The 16019-nt window shown below is 39.1% G+C and carries 17 protein-coding genes and 1 riboswitch; all 17 genes read right to left on the reverse strand.

What is annotated here, in order from left to right; translation table 11 throughout:
- Position 1: 1 nt before the first annotated feature.
- Positions 2–460: a CtsR family transcriptional regulator gene (locus HWX15_RS04530; protein WP_049524434.1), complete on the reverse strand. Its 459-nt coding sequence runs from the start codon at positions 458–460 to the stop codon at positions 2–4.
- A 118-nt stretch (positions 461–578) separates the two neighbouring features.
- Positions 579–1307 carry an ABC transporter ATP-binding protein gene (locus tag HWX15_RS04535; protein WP_000136219.1) on the reverse strand — a complete coding sequence of 243 codons (729 nt, stop codon included), beginning with the start codon at positions 1305–1307 and terminating at the stop codon, positions 579–581.
- Complete coding sequence (locus tag HWX15_RS04540) at positions 1307–2314, reverse strand: ABC transporter substrate-binding protein (protein ID WP_023941185.1); 1008 nt, start codon at positions 2312–2314, stop codon at positions 1307–1309. The genes HWX15_RS04535 and HWX15_RS04540 overlap by 1 nt, the downstream gene beginning before the upstream one ends.
- A 39-nt stretch (positions 2315–2353) precedes the next feature.
- Positions 2354–3112 carry an ABC transporter permease gene (locus HWX15_RS04545; protein ID WP_175880399.1) on the reverse strand — a complete coding sequence of 253 codons (759 nt, stop codon included), beginning with the start codon at positions 3110–3112 and terminating at the stop codon, positions 2354–2356.
- The gene (locus HWX15_RS04550) at positions 3075–3365 is read right to left on the reverse strand and encodes a thiamine-binding protein (protein WP_000647658.1); all 291 of its coding nucleotides are present in this window, start codon (positions 3363–3365) and stop codon (positions 3075–3077) included. Before HWX15_RS04550 ends, HWX15_RS04545 begins: the two co-directional genes overlap by 38 nt.
- 68 nt (positions 3366–3433) lie before the next feature.
- Positions 3434–3536: riboswitch (TPP riboswitch) on the reverse strand.
- A gap of 82 nt (positions 3537–3618) precedes the next feature.
- Entirely contained in the window at positions 3619–4965 is a 1347-nt protein-coding gene (cbpD, locus tag HWX15_RS04555) for a choline binding-anchored murein hydrolase CbpD (protein ID WP_175880400.1), read from the reverse strand.
- An 88-nt stretch (positions 4966–5053) separates the two neighbouring features.
- Positions 5054–5320, reverse strand: coding sequence for a Veg family protein (locus tag HWX15_RS04560; RefSeq protein WP_000128619.1), 267 nt, complete (start codon positions 5318–5320; stop codon positions 5054–5056).
- Position 5321: 1 nt separating this feature from the next.
- Positions 5322–6674: a replicative DNA helicase gene (gene dnaB / locus HWX15_RS04565; protein ID WP_175880401.1), complete on the reverse strand. Its 1353-nt coding sequence runs from the start codon at positions 6672–6674 to the stop codon at positions 5322–5324.
- A 43-nt stretch (positions 6675–6717) separates the two neighbouring features.
- The gene (rplI, locus tag HWX15_RS04570; RefSeq protein WP_000864214.1) at positions 6718–7170 is read right to left on the reverse strand and encodes a 50S ribosomal protein L9; all 453 of its coding nucleotides are present in this window, start codon (positions 7168–7170) and stop codon (positions 6718–6720) included.
- Positions 7167–9140, reverse strand: a complete 1974-nt coding sequence (locus tag HWX15_RS04575; RefSeq protein WP_175880402.1) for a DHH family phosphoesterase — start codon at positions 9138–9140, stop codon at positions 7167–7169. The genes rplI and HWX15_RS04575 overlap by 4 nt, the downstream gene beginning before the upstream one ends.
- Positions 9141–9343: 203 nt before the next feature.
- The gene (locus HWX15_RS04580) at positions 9344–10282 is read right to left on the reverse strand and encodes a DUF561 domain-containing protein (RefSeq protein WP_050242825.1); all 939 of its coding nucleotides are present in this window, start codon (positions 10280–10282) and stop codon (positions 9344–9346) included.
- 105 nt (positions 10283–10387) lie between these two features.
- Positions 10388–11305, reverse strand: coding sequence for an MBL fold metallo-hydrolase (locus tag HWX15_RS04585; protein ID WP_050242826.1), 918 nt, complete (start codon positions 11303–11305; stop codon positions 10388–10390).
- Positions 11306–11308: 3 nt separating this feature from the next.
- Positions 11309–12421, reverse strand: coding sequence for an acyl-CoA dehydrogenase family protein (locus tag HWX15_RS04590; protein ID WP_175880403.1), 1113 nt, complete (start codon positions 12419–12421; stop codon positions 11309–11311).
- Positions 12422–12436: 15 nt separating this feature from the next.
- Entirely contained in the window at positions 12437–13345 is a 909-nt protein-coding gene (locus tag HWX15_RS04595) for a LysR family transcriptional regulator (protein WP_173274900.1), read from the reverse strand.
- A 297-nt stretch (positions 13346–13642) separates the two neighbouring features.
- The gene (locus HWX15_RS04600) at positions 13643–14296 is read right to left on the reverse strand and encodes a 3-oxoacid CoA-transferase subunit B (protein ID WP_050242829.1); all 654 of its coding nucleotides are present in this window, start codon (positions 14294–14296) and stop codon (positions 13643–13645) included.
- A 1-nt stretch (position 14297) separates the two neighbouring features.
- Positions 14298–15020, reverse strand: coding sequence for a CoA transferase subunit A (locus tag HWX15_RS04605; protein WP_050242830.1), 723 nt, complete (start codon positions 15018–15020; stop codon positions 14298–14300).
- A 16-nt stretch (positions 15021–15036) separates the two neighbouring features.
- Positions 15037–15816, reverse strand: a complete 780-nt coding sequence (locus HWX15_RS04610) for an enoyl-CoA hydratase/isomerase family protein (RefSeq protein WP_175880404.1) — start codon at positions 15814–15816, stop codon at positions 15037–15039.
- Positions 15817–16019: the final 203 nt, after the last annotated feature.

Raw genomic sequence — 16019 nt, forward strand, 5'->3', positions numbered from 1 at the left:
CTTACTTCCCTTTTCTATCTACCTCTTGTATGACCTGTCGTAGCATATTAGCACGAACAACTGGAGCTTCTTCTCCTAGAACGCGATCCAAAGCTACTGCTACCAGCAAATTCATCTCCTGCTTGGTCACCAATTCCTGCTCAACCAAAAGCTGGAGAATATCTTCATAAATTTCTTGACTGACTCGCTCACCAATCGAGTAAAGCAGCTCCCTGAGCATTTCATGATGACTAGAAAACTCAATCCGTCCTATACGAATATAGCCTCCGCCACCACGCTTACTTTCAACCAAGTAGCCTCTACTTTCCGTAAAGCGTGTCTTGATCACATAGTTAATTTGACTAGGAACAACCTGGAAGGTATCTGCCAACTGACTCCGTTGCAACTCCACAATACCAGATTGATCTAAAATCGCCTTGATGTAGGCCTCAATATGATCCGATGTATTTTTAAATCTCATTACAAACCCACCTCTCTCTTTAAACCTTGACTATCTTTGACTATTATACCGAAATTTTCTCATTTTTAAAAGAAAAAGGGCGCTGGTAAAGGATAATCTTCACCAACTCCCTATTTTTCTACTTATCTAAGCCTAATTCTGCCAAGATTTGACGTTTGTAGGCAATCTTTTGGACTTCCTTGTCCTCGTCTTCAGACCAATCTAGTTTAATTTCTGAAACAATCTGCCCAGGGCGATTTTTTAAGATATAGATGCGGTCGCTGAGATTAAGGGCCTCCTCGATACTGTGAGTAATAATCAAGGTTGTTAGCTGCAACTGCTTGTGAATTTCAAGATACCAAGCATGGAGTTCCATCTTGGTCATCTCATCCAAAGCGCTAAAGGCCTCATCCAAGAGAAAGAGCTTGTGCCCAAAAAGGTAAGTTCGAAGCAAGGCTACACGCTGACGCATCCCACCACTGAGTTCATGAGGGTATTTATCTCTTACAGCTGTCAACTGGAAGGTCGCAAGAATTTCATCCGCGCGGGCAATGGCTTCCGCCTTATCCACTTTTTGAATCAAGAGAGGAAGAATGATATTACCAAGCACCGTCTTGTGCTCCAAGAGCAGATCCTTTTGCAACATATAACTCACGCGCCCCTTGGGATTCTCCTCCCCATCAAGGACAATTCTCCCTGACTGAACTTCTAAAATCCCAGCGATTAAGTTGAAAAGCGTAGTCTTACCAACACCACTTGGGCCTAGGATGGAAACCACTTCTCCTGAAGTCACCTGCAGGTTGATGTCCTCTAAAATCCTCTCTTGACCATAGGCATAACTGACGTGTTCTAGTCTAATTTCTGTCATTATTTCACAAATTCGTTGGTGAAGCCTTTGTCTGTCAAGTCTTCTTTAAGGATACCATTTTCTTTATCCCATTTGTAGAAGGCATTCCAGCGAGTTGCATCAAATTGACCCCATTTTTCCTTGTCGCTTGCGTATTCTTTTGACAAGTATTTTTGAGATTCGATGACAAAGTCACGTTTTTCCTGAAGTTCAGGTGCATTCTTGATGAGGATATCAGCCGCTTCTTCTGGATGCTCCATAGCATATTGGTAACCTTTTTTGATGGCTTGGATGACTTTACGAGCTTCTTCTTTGTTATCTTTCAGATAGTCGTTGTTTGCGATGATAACTGGTGAATAGTAGTCAAACTCCTTGACATAGTCTTTCAAATACATGAAGTTAGCATCTACACCTTGAGATTTAGCAAGGATACCATCCCATCCATAGTAGATCCAAGCAGTGTCAAAGACACCATTGGCAATAGGTGTGATAGAGTTTGAGTCGTTATTTGGTACTTTTTCTACCTTCTCAAAGTCCCCACCTTGTGATTCTACCAAGGTTTTCAACATAGCAAGTTCAGTTGGGTCATTCCAAGTCCCGTATTTCTTACCAACTAAGTCTTTTGGACTGCTTACATTGTCAGATTTACGTGAGATGATTCCTGATGTATTGTGTTCAACAATAGCTGCAACGGCAGTGATTCCTGCTCCTTTTTCCAATTTTTTAGCCATGTAGTCTTGGAAATACACTGCAAATGGTGCCTTACCATTGATAACCAAGTCAGATGAGCTTTCTTCTGGTGGCAATTTCAAATCAACATCCACTCCAGCTTCTTTGAAATAACCTTTTTCCTTGGCAACATAAAGTCCTGTGTGGTTAGTATTTGGTGTCCAGTCTAGGATAAAGTCGATCTTCTTGAGTTCTGCTTCTTTGTTGTCCTTAGAAGCAGTTCCTTGGCCACAGGCCACAAGCACAACAGCTACAAGAGCTGTCACAAGCGTTAAAAACACTTTCCATGTTTTCTTCATTTTGATTTCCTCTTTTCTTTTTCAGAAACATTCTTATTCTTATGAACGTTTCCATTTAATAACATATTTTTCACTGACATCAACCAGCTTCATACCGAGAAGACTGATAATCGATACCAGAATAATAATAGCAAACATGGTATCATACTGAAACAGTTTCTTGGACTGAATCATGTAGACACCTAGTCCTTCAAAGCCTCCCAACCACTCAGATACCACTGTTGTGATAAAGGCGTAGGAGACACTGACCCTCAGACCTGCATAAAAGTAAGGCAGACTGACTGGGATTTTAAAATGCCACAGGATTTGCCAAGGTTTGGCCCGCATCAGACTAAACAAGGTCAGCATATCCTTGTCACAATGCCTAAAACCGTCCAAAATACTGACGATGATAGGAAAGGTTGTCGTCAAAATAATCAAGACAATCTTGGGCAGAATCCCATAACCTAGCCACAAGACCAAGATAGGAGCTATGGCAATGGTCGGGATAGTCTGCACGACCACCATCATAGGGTAAATCAGGTCATTGAGCCAAGTCAAACTATCCATAAGTACAGCCATGAGACAGGCAATCAAAACTCCTAGAACCAACCCCAGTAAAGCCACTCTCAAGGTGGCCCAGCTATGGTGCCAGAGAAATTCTCTGTCACGAACAAAGGACTGGAGAATTTCAAGAGGTGTCGGCAGGATAAACTTGGGGAGAAGTTTAAGCAAACCTGCTAACTGCCAGATTGACAAGACTCCCAGAAAGCCCAATAGACTAATGTGTCGTCTCAGCATACTTTTCAAGTTTCTCATCAATACTTAAAATCTCTCCTACATTTATTTTGACATTGGCAAAGACATTATCTGCCTCCTGCCCTGCCACCTCCAGCGCTTCTTTGAGAATGCGCATAAGCTCATCAAACTCCCCTTCCAAGACCGTTTCAAATGGTGTCACCACCATCGTCACTTCTTGAGCTTGCAGGTAAGCAATGACTTGATCGATAACAGCAATCCGATCAATCCCCTGTGCCAAGGGTAAAACTTGCAAGGCAATGCTTGCTTTCATAAAAACCTCCTCTTCTCGTTTTCCTTTGACAAAAAGAAAAACCTTTACCATATATGGAAAAGGTCAAGAATAGACTAAGTATCGTTCCCTACGCTGGCATTACCCAGATCAGGTGCGGTCGAAGTTTAACACTTCCTCTCAGACTGTACACAGACTCCCATATATTATATAGACATATGATAGCGCAAAATAAGAAAAATGTCAAGGAAACTGCTTACAGAAAAGAGCAGGAAAAATTTCCTACTCCAATTTTCTATACTCGTTCTCCATCACTGTTTACTCTGTAGCCATCCACCGTCGTATTAACAGCTAAGACACCTGAAGAGTAAGAATAATACCACTTACCAGAAACTTGATACCAGCCTGTTTTCATTGCCCCTGAACTATCCAGATAATACCACGAGCCATTTTCCTTTAACCAGCCTGTCTGCATTTCACCAGATGATTTCAAATAATACCAGCTGGTACCATCCTTCAACCATCCCGTTGATTTAGAACCATTTGATTTGAAATGATACCAACTACCATTTATTTTTTTCCAACCAACAGTCGATCCATTATTTGAGCTATAATTAGAGCTATTCCCTGATTGGTTCTGATAATTCTGTGAAGAAGTCACTCCCTCTAGCTGGATATAGCGACGACTTCCGTTATAAGCTGTATAACTCAACCACTTGTAGCCATCTTTTTCGAGAATTTGATCATAATGAACATTCTCCCCAGGATAATAGTAATCAATCACAGTTGCGCTAGCTAGTGGCTGATTTTTGATAGCAGACTTAGACTTGAAATAATGTGTTCCTCCTGTTGAAGAAATACCAGAATAACCTATAGGATTTTTATTCACAGCCTCCAATTGAACGTAACGATAGCTTCCGTTATAGGCCGTATAACTCAACCACTTGTAGCCGTCTTTTTCAAGTATCTGATTATAATGAACCTTCTCTCCAGGATAATAGTAATCAATCACAGTTGCACTAGCTAGGGGTTCAGTTTTGATAGCAGACTTGGTCTTAAAATAATGTATTCCTCCTGTTGAAGCTGAGGATTGACTATTCCCAACACTGCCAACATCCAAATCTTTAAAATGAATAAATCCTGTCATCGTATTTGCTTTTATACTTCGTTTATTATAGGCTTCTGTATAACCATAGTTATATTCCTCGATCTCAATCTGATCTCCCATTACATTTGACACCCAGGCAACATGCCCATAAGTTCCTGCAGTAGACCAAGCAATGGAGCCAATCGTCGGTGTATTATCTACACGATAGCCTTCACGACGAGCACGATGCCCCCATTCATTCGCATTTCCATAAGCCCTTGGAATCTCAAAACCATTGACACTACTCAAACGAAAGGCTGCAAAAGAAGTACACTGACGAGAGTACATGCGCCACTGATCAATTTCCTGACTCCCATTTTTATAGTAAGCAGGATAATCATCTCCACGCGCAATCGATCCATTTCCTCCAGAATAGGCATATACACTATTACCCGCTGCTAACATCAATACTACTACTAAAAAGGGAACAACCTTTTTAACTGACATCTTCAAACAATAACTTGTCCCTCTTGCTATAAACGGTAAAATTTTCATTCTTCCTCCTTGAAAAATAATATAAATCGAAGATTGCCTTCACTTAAACTATTCGGAGAAAAAAGAAAAAGTGAGAAAATTTCTCACTTTAGTCCAGATAATGAATCAAATTCTTTTCTGTAAGGATATCTGAGTAAGTAAAGGATTCAACGTAAACATTAGCTTGTTTATCTCCTTCCACATTCCCAAATTCCACAATAAATAGGGATGGATAAACTTCAATTAACTTACCCAATCTATTTTTTTGGCGCTTACGTCCATTTTCCAAAGTCATTTCAATTACATGACCCTCATGCGCCTTAATTTCCTCTTTGATTTTTTTCATCTTAGCTACATCTGTAAATGCATCTGTCATTTTATGCCTCCCTTTTTGAGATACTTGAAAATTTATTGTATTCTTTTTGGAAAATCAATTCCACTGTTCCACGAGCTCCACTACGGTTTTTCTCAATGATAACTTCTACCTTATTATTTGGGATACCGTCCTCTTCTTCACCACCACGCTCATAGTAATCGTCACGATAGAGAAAGGCTACGATATCAGCATCCTGCTCAATAGACCCAGATTCACGAATATCAGACAAGACTGGCCTCTTGTCCTGACGTTGTTCTACACCACGAGAAAGCTGACTTAGAGCGATTACTGGAACCTTCAGTTCCTTGGCTAGGATTTTCAACTGACGTGAAATTTCTGAAACTTCTTGTTGACGATTTTCTCGGCCTGTACCTGTAATCAATTGCAAGTAATCTATCAAAATCAAACCAAGATTGCCCGTTTCTTGAGCCAATTTACGAGAACGAGAACGAATCTCTGTAATCCGAATCCCTGGCGTATCATCGATATAGATACTTGCGTTGGCTAGATTCCCTTGAGCAATGGTATACTTTTGCCATTCCTCATCGGTCAATTGCCCCGTACGGATAGAATAGGATTCCACCAAACCTTCTGCCGCCAACATACGATCCACTAAACTTTCCGCACCCATTTCGAGCGAAAAGATAGCAACCGTTTTGTCCAACTTAGTCCCAATGTTCTGAGCGATATTCAAGGCAAAGGCTGTCTTACCAACCGCTGGACGGGCTGCTAGGATAATCAACTCCTCCTCATGAAGTCCAGTCGTCATATGATCTAAGTCACGATAGCCTGTCGCAATACCAGTAATATCGGTCGTTTGTTGCGAGCGAGCTTCCAGATTTCCAAAGTTGATATTCAACACATCTCGAATGTTCTTAAATCCACTTCGATTAGCATTTTCGCTGACATCAATCAGCCCTTTTTCTGCCTGAGCAATGATTTCGTCAGCTGGTTGTGAAGCCTCGTAAGCTTGGTTGACAGACTCTGTCAACTTGGCAATTAAACGACGTAGCATTGCTTTTTCTGCAACAATCTTAGCATAGTACTCCGCATTAGCAGAAGTTGGCACAGAATTGACAATCTCAACCAAGTAAGACAAGCCACCAATATTCTGTAAATTACCTTGATTATCAAGGATAGTACGAACCGTTGTTGCATCTATAGCATCGCCACGATCGGATAAATCGACCATAGCTTGGAAAATCAAACGATGGGCATACTTAAAAAAGTCCCGAGACTCAATGTATTCTCGCACAAAAACAAGCTTACTCTCATCAATAAAGATAGCCCCTAAAACGGATTGCTCAGCTAAGATATCTTGAGGTTGTACTCGTAACTCTTCTACTTCTGCCATCAGACTTCCCTTCCTTTTACAATCTTGTCAAGAAGGTGTAAACTTATCCTTCTTTCACACGAAGATTGATTACACTTGTGATATCTTGATAGATTTTCACTGGCACATCAATCAAACCAACCGCTCGAATCGGAGCTTGTACTTGAATATGACGTTTATCAATCTTAATTCCAAATTGCTTTTGCAATTCTTCTGCAATTTTCTTATTGGTAATAGAACCAAAAGTACGTCCATCTGGACCAACTTTTTCAACAAATTCTACAACAGTTTCTTCTGCTTCAAGTTGGGCTTTAATTGCTTTTGCTTCTGCAATCATCTCAGCATGAGCTTTTTCTTCCGATTTTTGTTTACCACGAAGTTCACCTACAGCTTGAGCAGTCGCTTCTTTTGCTAGGTTCTTTTTGATAAGAAAGTTTTGCGCATACCCTGTTGGTACTTCCTTAATTTCGCCTTTTTTACCTTTTCCTTTAACATCTGCTAAAAAGATTACTTTCATTCTTCTTTCTCCTTTTCCTTTATTTCATTTAATACAATTTCTGTCAGTTTTTCACCTGCTTCCGACAAGGTTAAATCCTTAATTTGAGCTGCAGCTAAATTAAAGTGGCCTCCACCGCCTAACTCTTCCATAATCCGTTGCACATTCAGTTTACTACGACTTCGAGCTGAGATGGAGATAAATCCTTGTGTATTCTTCGCAAGAACAAAACTCGCTTCAATACCTGACATAGCTAACATGGCATCTGCTGCCTTACTAATAACAACTGTATCGTAGCATTTCGTGTCCTTAGCCTCTGCTATCAGTACATCTGAACCTAATTTACGCCCCTGTAAAATCAGTTCATTGACCTCACGATATTCTTCAAAATCTGTCGCAGCGATTTCTTGGATAGCAATACTATCACTTCCTCTCGTTCTGAGATAGCTAGCAACATCAAATGTCCGACTAGTCACTCGTGAGGTGAAATTTTTAGTATCCAGCATCATACCAGCCATCAAAACACTGGCCTGCATACGACTCAGACGATTTTTCTTAGAATTTTGGAACTGAATCAATTCCGTTACCAACTCACTGGCACTGCTTGCACCACTTTCGATATAAGTGATAACCGCATTGTCTGGGAAATCCTGATCCCTTCTATGGTGGTCAATAACGATGGTCTGTGTAAACAAATCATAAAATTCTTTTGATAATGTTAAGGCTGTCTTTGAATGGTCTACAAGAATCAACAAAGAACGATTGGTCACCATCCCCATTGCATCCTTAACAGACAACAACTTCGTAACTCCTTCTTTTTCTAAGAATGAAACAGCACGTTCAATATCTGGAGACATTTGTTCTTCATCATAAAGAGCATAGCTATTTTCAATCACATTGCTGGCGAACAACTGCATACCTACAGCAGAGCCCAAGGCATCCATATCTAAATTTCTATGCCCAACTACAAACACTTGATCCACACTACGAATCTTATCAGATATGGCTGTCATCATTGATCGAGTACGGGTACGAGTGCGCTTGATGGACGCAGCCGACCCACCGCCAAAGTAGACTGGATTTTTCGTTTCATCATTCTCCTTGACAACCACCTGGTCGCCACCACGTACTTCAGCCAAGTTCAAGTTGAGCAAAGCAACTTTCCCTATCTCATCATGATTTCCATCGCCATAAGAAAATCCCATACTTAAGGTCAAGGGCAACTGTCTCTGTTTCGACTCTTCTCTGAAAGCATCAATAACAGAAAATTTATCATTCATCAAGCCCTCAAGCACCGTGTAGTCAGTAAATAGATAAAATCGATCCATACTTACCCGACGAGAAAACATCATGTATTTTTCTGAAAACTCTGATATAAAATTAGCTACAAAACTATTGATTTGACTAATATCTGACTCAGAAGTTGCATCCTCCAAATCATCATAATTATCCACAGATACAATTCCAATCACTGGTCGACTTGTTACTAATTCATCTGTTATGGCTTGCTCCCTGGATACATCTACAAAATACAAAACACCGGAAGAAGCATCCATATGAACAGCATAACGCTTCTCACCCAGCTTAGCATAAGTAGACGGATTTCCTACTGAAGCCTTGATAATCGTTTGAACAGCTTCCAAATCAAAATCACCATCTTCCTTGGTCAAAATCAATTCAGCATAGGGATTAAACCACTCAACCTCTCCAGAAGATAAATTCAATTTCATAACACCTACAGGCATCTGTTCCAATAGAGCTGTCAAACTTTCTTCCGCTTGGTGGTTTACATACTGTATCTGTTCTACATCACTCCTTGTATAATGCACTCTCAGTTTCTTAAATAAAAAAACATAGCCTCCTACAAAAAGAAACAAAATTAAAAGCGTCAGCAGATTATTATTAACAAAAATAATGAAAGTGGATAAGACTCCAAACGCAATCAATCCTACTAGAATAGGAAAAATTGGACTTACATAAAATTTTTTCATTCCAAACCTCTTGGCACCCATTATACCATAATAACCCTCAAAAAGCGACTTTTAAAGAAGTTTATGGCTATTAGCATTAACAGTTTAGCTGTGAGTTTATACATTCAGTCTCTATTTCTTCTTGATTTGAACATAAAAAATAGAGGAAGAAGTAGTCATCCTCTATTTTCTTCATTAACGATAGTTTCTTTAACTAAAAGAGACTATTCTCCAACTTCTATCTGAAGACCTTTCAATCTTTCTTGGGCTTGGCTTACAATAGACTCTATAATAAACTTACAAGGTTTGATTTCTTTGACTAACCCCGCAATCTGACCACTCATCATTGAACCATTTTCTGTATCTCCTTCATAAACCGCTTTAGAAAGAGATCCGATAGTAATTTCCTCTAATTCCTCACGGTTAGTTCCTTTTTGCTCTAATTCAATATAATGATCAGTCATGGCATTTCGGATGCAACGAACTGGTGCCCCAGCAATCCGTCCAGTAACAGCAGTTGCCGTGTCATTTGCCTCCAAAACTGCTTCTTTGTACTCTGTAGCAATCGGACACTCATCTGAAGCTAGAAAAACAGTTCCCATCTGCACACCTGCTGCTCCTAAAGCAATGGCTGCAGCTAGTCCTCTACCATCCGCAATTCCTCCTGCTGCGATAACAGGAATCGTAACAGCATCTACAATTTGCGGGATAAGAGCCATAGTGTTACTTTCTCCGATGTGACCACCTGCTTCTGAACCTTCTGCAATAACAGCATCAACTCCGAGTTCTTGCATTTTTTGAGCATGTTTCACACTAGCAATAACTGGAATAACCTTAATTCCAGCTTCCTTCAAATAAGGCATGACATGTTTTGGTGTTCCCGCCCCAGTTGTAACAACAGGCACTTTTTCTTCGATAATAACTGTAACAATATCTTTGATATTCTTCATCATCAACATAATATTGACACCAAAAGGCTTATCTGTCAACTTTCTTAACTCACGAATTTCTTCACGTAACTGTTCTCCAGTCATCCCACCAGAGGCAATAATTCCCAATCCCCCAGCTTCTGATACAGCTGCAGCTAATTGATAATGAGAAATTTGAGCCATAGCTCCTTGAAAAATTGGATATTTAATTTGTAAAAGTTTTGTAATAGACATGTGAATACTCCTTTATTTTCTGTTGCTTCTTGTTGGCGTATGGGTAGTCATCCCACCTGATCCAAGTCAACAAGAAAATGAAATCATTTGTCTCCTTATATACGACTATCCTAAAAAAATTGGTTTGCGATCTTGCCTATCTGTAAAAGGAATTATTGGAGGTCGAGAGCGTGGCACATAATCTACAAATTCTTTACCTTCTTTATCAAACTGGGCGACTGCTAAAAATTGATCATGATAAAAGAAAAATTTATAGTCATTTTCAAAAGCTTGACGGAGCCACTTCTCTTTTGCCAAGATTGATTTCATAGGGTAATCATCCACTGCAGGAACCCACAGAGAATTCCGATGAACATGTGTCAACATCAAATCTCCCATATGAATCATCGTATCCTTTCCTTGTTTCAATAGAATAATACTATGACCATTACTATGACCACTCGTACGAATCATTTGAATTTCTGGAATCACATTAATGTATTCTGAAAAAGTTGTTACTTGCTTTTCAATTGGTTCCCAGTTTTCTCTAAGATAAGTGCCTTTTGTCCGATTATTAGGATTTCGCATTTCATACCATTCGACATCGTTTACAATGATTTTTGCTTTGGGATACTTGGATACCAAGTCTCCAGAGACATCCCTATAGGTCAAACCACCTGAATGATCATGATGCATATGAGTCATGAGAACAACATCAATCTGACTAGTAGTCAATCCTAAGAGTTCCAAACTCTCCTCAACCCTGCTCTCTGATAAAATACCTAAATTTCGTCTTTGTTTTTCTGATAATTTAGCTGTATCAAAACTAGTATCAATAAGGTAATTTTTCTCCTTATATTGAATCAAAATTGGATCTGTTAGCTCAGCCATCATATTATCCTCATTGGTTGGATAATAGCGCGACCATACAACTTTAGGAACAGGGCCAAAAAGTGTTCCTGCATCAGTTAATTTATCTGCACCACGTAGCCAAGTCAACTTCATATCATGGAACTGGTATTCCTGTAGTGTGAGATTTGTCATTCTTTACTCCTTTAGCCACTGACAGGCAATTCGCTTGCGAATCGAATCTCCTGATTTACCATACATTTCAAGCGTTTTAGCATCTTTTAAATACCGGTCAATGGGAATATCTTCCACAGTATGCAGGGGGCTCATCAACCGAATAATATCCTCAGAAATCTCCAAGGCAACTTTTGTTGTATAAAGTTTAATCTGACATACAAACAAAAGTGCATCTCCCATGTTATCTTGATACGAATTAAAATACGCTTTTGCTGAACACAATTTTGTATACAAGTCTGCAAACTGATACTGATAAACAGTTGCATCTAGTAAACGCTTGCCAAACCCACGTTTAACTTTCACAAAAGACAATCCTTTTTCAAATGCACCTTCAGCAACTCCGAGGGAGACTGCACTAAGACCAAGCTGTAATTTTTGAAGAATATCATTCAATTGTTCAGCACCTGATAAGCTCAAACCCAATAATCTGTCTTGCGTCAGAAGCACATTGTCAAAGGCAACAGAACTGATGGGTAACCCCTTTAGACCTGGTTTGCTAATGTCATCACCAATAACAACACCTGGGTCTCTTGTATCGACTATGAAAAAACCAAAAGAATCTTTTCCCCCATCTGCTTCTATCTTCGCAAGTATCAATAAAATATCAGCAAATCGACAATTAGACACAATTGATTTTTCACCTGATAAACGCCAACCAGTAGCTGTTTTCGCAGCAGTAGTTTCAATTACTGACAAACTTTCCATGGATTTTCCTTCAGAGAATCCCAAGCCTACTAATCTCTCACCTTTTACTAATGATTCAAGATAATGAGACTGCTGGTCTATGGTTCCAAAGCGCATAAAAGGGTAGATTCCATAGTAAGCTTGAGTCAATAAAATTGTAGAAAATGCTGGAAAATACTTTGCAATCAGACGAATAAGAGTTAGAAAAGGTACAGTCGCCCCATCAAGCTGACTATCTACACAAGAGGAAAAAATATTATATTTATCAATAAATTTAGAGAGTAACTCTCTCGGAAATTGATTTTCATCCTCCCTGTTCCTCAAATAGGGTAAAAGTAAATTCCGTAACTCTGCATCCAGTTCATGCTCCAAGGCATTATTATCAATCATCATCTTCACCTCAATTTAATTATCAGCAACAGGTTGGTAATAATCCCTCAATAGCTCTTCGTAAACATATGATTCAACCTCACTATAGGAAGATTTATATGGTCTACAAAACCAAATATTAAATGGAATCGGATCTTTAAAAGTCACTGCTTTAAAGCGACTACTATCTACTAGATGGCTAATCGGTTTAGGTAAAATCGCGATTAAGTCCGTTTGGTAAGTTGACTCAACCAAAAAGTCCCATGTAGAGGAAAGATAAGCAAATTTAGGAGAAATTCCCTGTGAAGCGAATTTTTCAGTAACCAAATCATAAGTAGTAAAGGACTTATTAAAGGTTGCTATCTCATAGTCAGATATATCTGACCATTCCAGCAATCCTTTATCTGAAAGTGGATGATTTTTATCCATATAAGCAACATACTCATCCAGTTGGATAACATGCTGATCAAACTTCTTTGTATCCAACAAAGTAGGCTCAATCAAAAATGCTAGGCTCAAATCTCCTTCCGTCATTTTTTGACGAATTTCTTTTCCCCCTCCTTCTGTCACTTGTATATGGATATGAGGGTTATTTTTTAAAAATTGTGGAAGCAAACTAGCAAAATACACACGTAAAATCAAGGATGGAATTCCAAGGTTTATTGTCCCTTTTTGTTTTTGCGCTTCACTATGAATCATGGAAAGCATTTCTTCATGACGATTCACAATCTCAGTAGCAAACCGATAAATCTTTCTTCCAGCTCCAGTGAGACTTTCTAATCTCCCATTTTTTCTATGAAATAACTGAACCCCTTCAGTCGCTTCAAAATTTGTTACAAACTGACTTAAGGCAGACTGACTGATGTGGATTTTTTTCGCAGCAATGGAAAGATTACATCCACATTCTATAATATTGATAAAATAATTCATTTGAATAATATCCACTGGCCAATCACCTCTCTTTCCTTCGCTACTATAGATACTATCTTTTTCACCAAACTTATACGCAAACAGGAAACTCTAAACTAACACAAGCTCAGTTCTATCTCCGTTATTTATACAAGCTACCCAATAATTAAATCTTATAGCAAATCATATAATTCAGAAATCTTTCAACCTCTTTTCATTAGATATAGTCTGTTAGATAACTATTGCACTCTCATTTATAAATCGCTTACAAAAGTTATCAATATATATCATACCACACTATGAAAAAAATATCTTCCTACCGATTGCTCATTATCAAATAGGCATGATTTTCAAATCATCTGAAACAATAACATCTCCGTCTGTCTTTTCAAGGACTTCCTCTAAAGTCACACCAGGAGCTAATTCCTTCAATAAGAATTTACCATCTTGGATTCCAAAAACAGCTAAATCAGTAATAATCAAATCCAATACTCCTTTAGCTGACAAAGGAAGGGTACACTCTTTCAACAATTTTGATTGACCATCCCCTGTCGTATGTTGAATCGCACCAATAACACGTTTTGCTCCAACAAGTAAGTCCATAGCACCACCCATACCTGGGGCAAACTTACCTGGAATAATCCAGTTTGCGATACTACCGTCTTGGCTCACTTCAAGTGCACCTAATACTGTAGCATCCACATGACCTCCACGAATAATCGCAAAAGATGTTTGCAAATCAAACAAGGCGGCTCCTGGCAACAAGGTGATTGGGGCACCTCCCGAATTTGCCAAGTTTGCATTGTATCCATCTTTGGTAGGGGTTTCCCCAAAACGAAGAGCTCCATTTTCTGCTTGAAGAATGACATTAACTCCCTCAGGGATATAATCGGCAGATGCGTTTGGAATACCAAAGCCCAGATTCACAACATCCCCATCTTTAAACTCAAGCGCCACACGTCTTGCAATAATTTCTTTTGCCTTCATTTTAGTTTACCCCCGCAAGTTTCTTAGTCTCTGTCCACAAATCACCCATCATTTTATGATGCTCTTCTGGAGACAATCCCTGAACAACATAATCGACAAGGATACCTGGGATGTAAATATCATTAGGATCAATTTCTCCCACTTCTAACAACTCATTAGTTTCTACAATGACTGTATTAGCTGCCAAAGCTAGCTGAAGTGAAATATTTTTTGTCGTACCGTCCAAGTATAAGTTCCCATACTTGTCTGCCTTCGTAGCCTTAATCAAAGCTACATCAATCTTCAATGGATCATAAATTAAATATTCTTTTCCATTGCGAGTAACCTTCTCCTGATCTTTTTCCAAAATAGTACCTACACCTGTTGGTGTCAATACTGCTCCTAGACCAGCTCCAGCTGCATGTAATCGTTCAACAACAGTTCCCATTGGAGTAAATTCAACTTCCATATTTCCACTGAAATACTCGTGTTGAGCTGCTGCAGACGTTCCTACGTGAGCTGCAATGTATTTTTTAACTTGGTGATTTTCACAAAGACGCCCCACACCGACTTCCTTACCAGGTTGAGATGTTACGACTGATACCAATGTCAAATCTTGCTGGTTTTGAGAAACCAATTCTTCAATCAATTCAAGTGGTTCCCCTACTCCAAGAAAACCTGAAATTCCTACTTTATCTCCTGAGTGAATCAAGGAAATTGCATCCGATAATGTTACAACTTGCATCTTCTATCTCCTCTTTCTATTTACGCTGAAACTCAGCTTTGCGTTTCTCAACAAAAGCGCGCATTCCTTCTACCTTATCTTCTGTTGAGAAGAGGAGAGCTTCAGCTTCTGTTTCTAATCGAATCGCATTTTTCAGTGGGAGTTCTGATCCAACTTGAATAATATGCTTGGCTTTTTCAACTGCCAAAGGAGCGTTTTTCATAATAGAGACTGCCAATTCCTCAGCTGCTGTCAACAATTCCTCGGCTGCCACCAATTTATTCAAGATGCCTAATTCATAGGCTTCTTGACCTTTAACCATTCTAGCAGTAAAAATTAGTTCTTTTGTCTTGCTGGTACCAATTAAGCGAGACATTCTTTGTGTTCCAGCAAATCCTGGAATAATACCTAGGCCTACCTCTGGAAATCCTACAGTGGTCTTTTCGTAACCAATACGAATATCTGTTGATAGAGCTAATTCCAAACCACCTCCTAAAGCATAACCGTTTAGAACTGCAATAGTTGGTTGCGTTAGTTCAGATAGACGGGTAAACGTATCATTAGCATAGGTCATATAATCATGTGCTTGGATAGGAGACATTTGATCCATCTCTTTGATATCCGCTCCTGCAACAAATGCTTTTTCACCTTGTCCAGTCACAATCACAACACGAATATCATCACTTGCTTCAATTTTGTCTAAAACATGATTTAAGTCAGTCAAAACTTCTGAACTTAAAGCATTCAAAGCTGCTGGACGATTTATTGTAAGGTAACCAATCCCATTCTTCTGCTCTAATAAAACTGTTTTACTCATTATTCTGCTCCTACTTAATTTTTTTGAGTACAGAGTACAGTGTCAACAAATACCGATACCAAATGTAAGAGCTTACATTTTTATGATAACTCATTTAAATCAATCCGTCTACTTAATCTTAGTTTATAATCCTATAAGTACAGCTTATAGTTTGATTTTGCTTCAAATAATCCCCATCAAATGAACGATAGCAATCACATAAA

This window comes from Streptococcus thalassemiae (assembly GCF_903645285.1).
GTDB classification, from domain to species: domain Bacteria; phylum Bacillota; class Bacilli; order Lactobacillales; family Streptococcaceae; genus Streptococcus; species Streptococcus thalassemiae.

What these genes read in the sequence shown, in the direction of transcription:
- HWX15_RS04530 (WP_049524434.1), bottom strand. Translation starts at nt 460, where the DNA reads ATGAGATTTAAAAATACATCGGATCATATTGAGGCCTACATCAAGGCG.
- HWX15_RS04535 (WP_000136219.1), bottom strand. Translation starts at nt 1,307, where the DNA reads ATGACAGAAATTAGACTAGAACACGTCAGTTATGCCTATGGTCAAGAG.
- HWX15_RS04540 (WP_023941185.1), bottom strand. Translation starts at nt 2,314, where the DNA reads ATGAAGAAAACATGGAAAGTGTTTTTAACGCTTGTGACAGCTCTTGTA.
- HWX15_RS04545 (WP_175880399.1), bottom strand. Translation starts at nt 3,112, where the DNA reads ATGAGAAACTTGAAAAGTATGCTGAGACGACACATTAGTCTATTGGGC.
- HWX15_RS04550 (WP_000647658.1), bottom strand. Translation starts at nt 3,365, where the DNA reads ATGAAAGCAAGCATTGCCTTGCAAGTTTTACCCTTGGCACAGGGGATT.
- cbpD (WP_175880400.1), bottom strand. Translation starts at nt 4,965, where the DNA reads ATGAAAATTTTACCGTTTATAGCAAGAGGGACAAGTTATTGTTTGAAG.
- HWX15_RS04560 (WP_000128619.1), bottom strand. Translation starts at nt 5,320, where the DNA reads ATGACAGATGCATTTACAGATGTAGCTAAGATGAAAAAAATCAAAGAG.
- dnaB (WP_175880401.1), bottom strand. Translation starts at nt 6,674, where the DNA reads ATGGCAGAAGTAGAAGAGTTACGAGTACAACCTCAAGATATCTTAGCT.
- rplI (WP_000864214.1), bottom strand. Translation starts at nt 7,170, where the DNA reads ATGAAAGTAATCTTTTTAGCAGATGTTAAAGGAAAAGGTAAAAAAGGC.
- HWX15_RS04575 (WP_175880402.1), bottom strand. Translation starts at nt 9,140, where the DNA reads ATGAAAAAATTTTATGTAAGTCCAATTTTTCCTATTCTAGTAGGATTG.
- HWX15_RS04580 (WP_050242825.1), bottom strand. Translation starts at nt 10,282, where the DNA reads ATGTCTATTACAAAACTTTTACAAATTAAATATCCAATTTTTCAAGGA.
- HWX15_RS04585 (WP_050242826.1), bottom strand. Translation starts at nt 11,305, where the DNA reads ATGACAAATCTCACACTACAGGAATACCAGTTCCATGATATGAAGTTG.
- HWX15_RS04590 (WP_175880403.1), bottom strand. Translation starts at nt 12,421, where the DNA reads ATGATTGATAATAATGCCTTGGAGCATGAACTGGATGCAGAGTTACGG.
- HWX15_RS04600 (WP_050242829.1), bottom strand. Translation starts at nt 14,296, where the DNA reads ATGAAGGCAAAAGAAATTATTGCAAGACGTGTGGCGCTTGAGTTTAAA.
- HWX15_RS04605 (WP_050242830.1), bottom strand. Translation starts at nt 15,020, where the DNA reads ATGCAAGTTGTAACATTATCGGATGCAATTTCCTTGATTCACTCAGGA.
- HWX15_RS04610 (WP_175880404.1), bottom strand. Translation starts at nt 15,816, where the DNA reads ATGAGTAAAACAGTTTTATTAGAGCAGAAGAATGGGATTGGTTACCTT.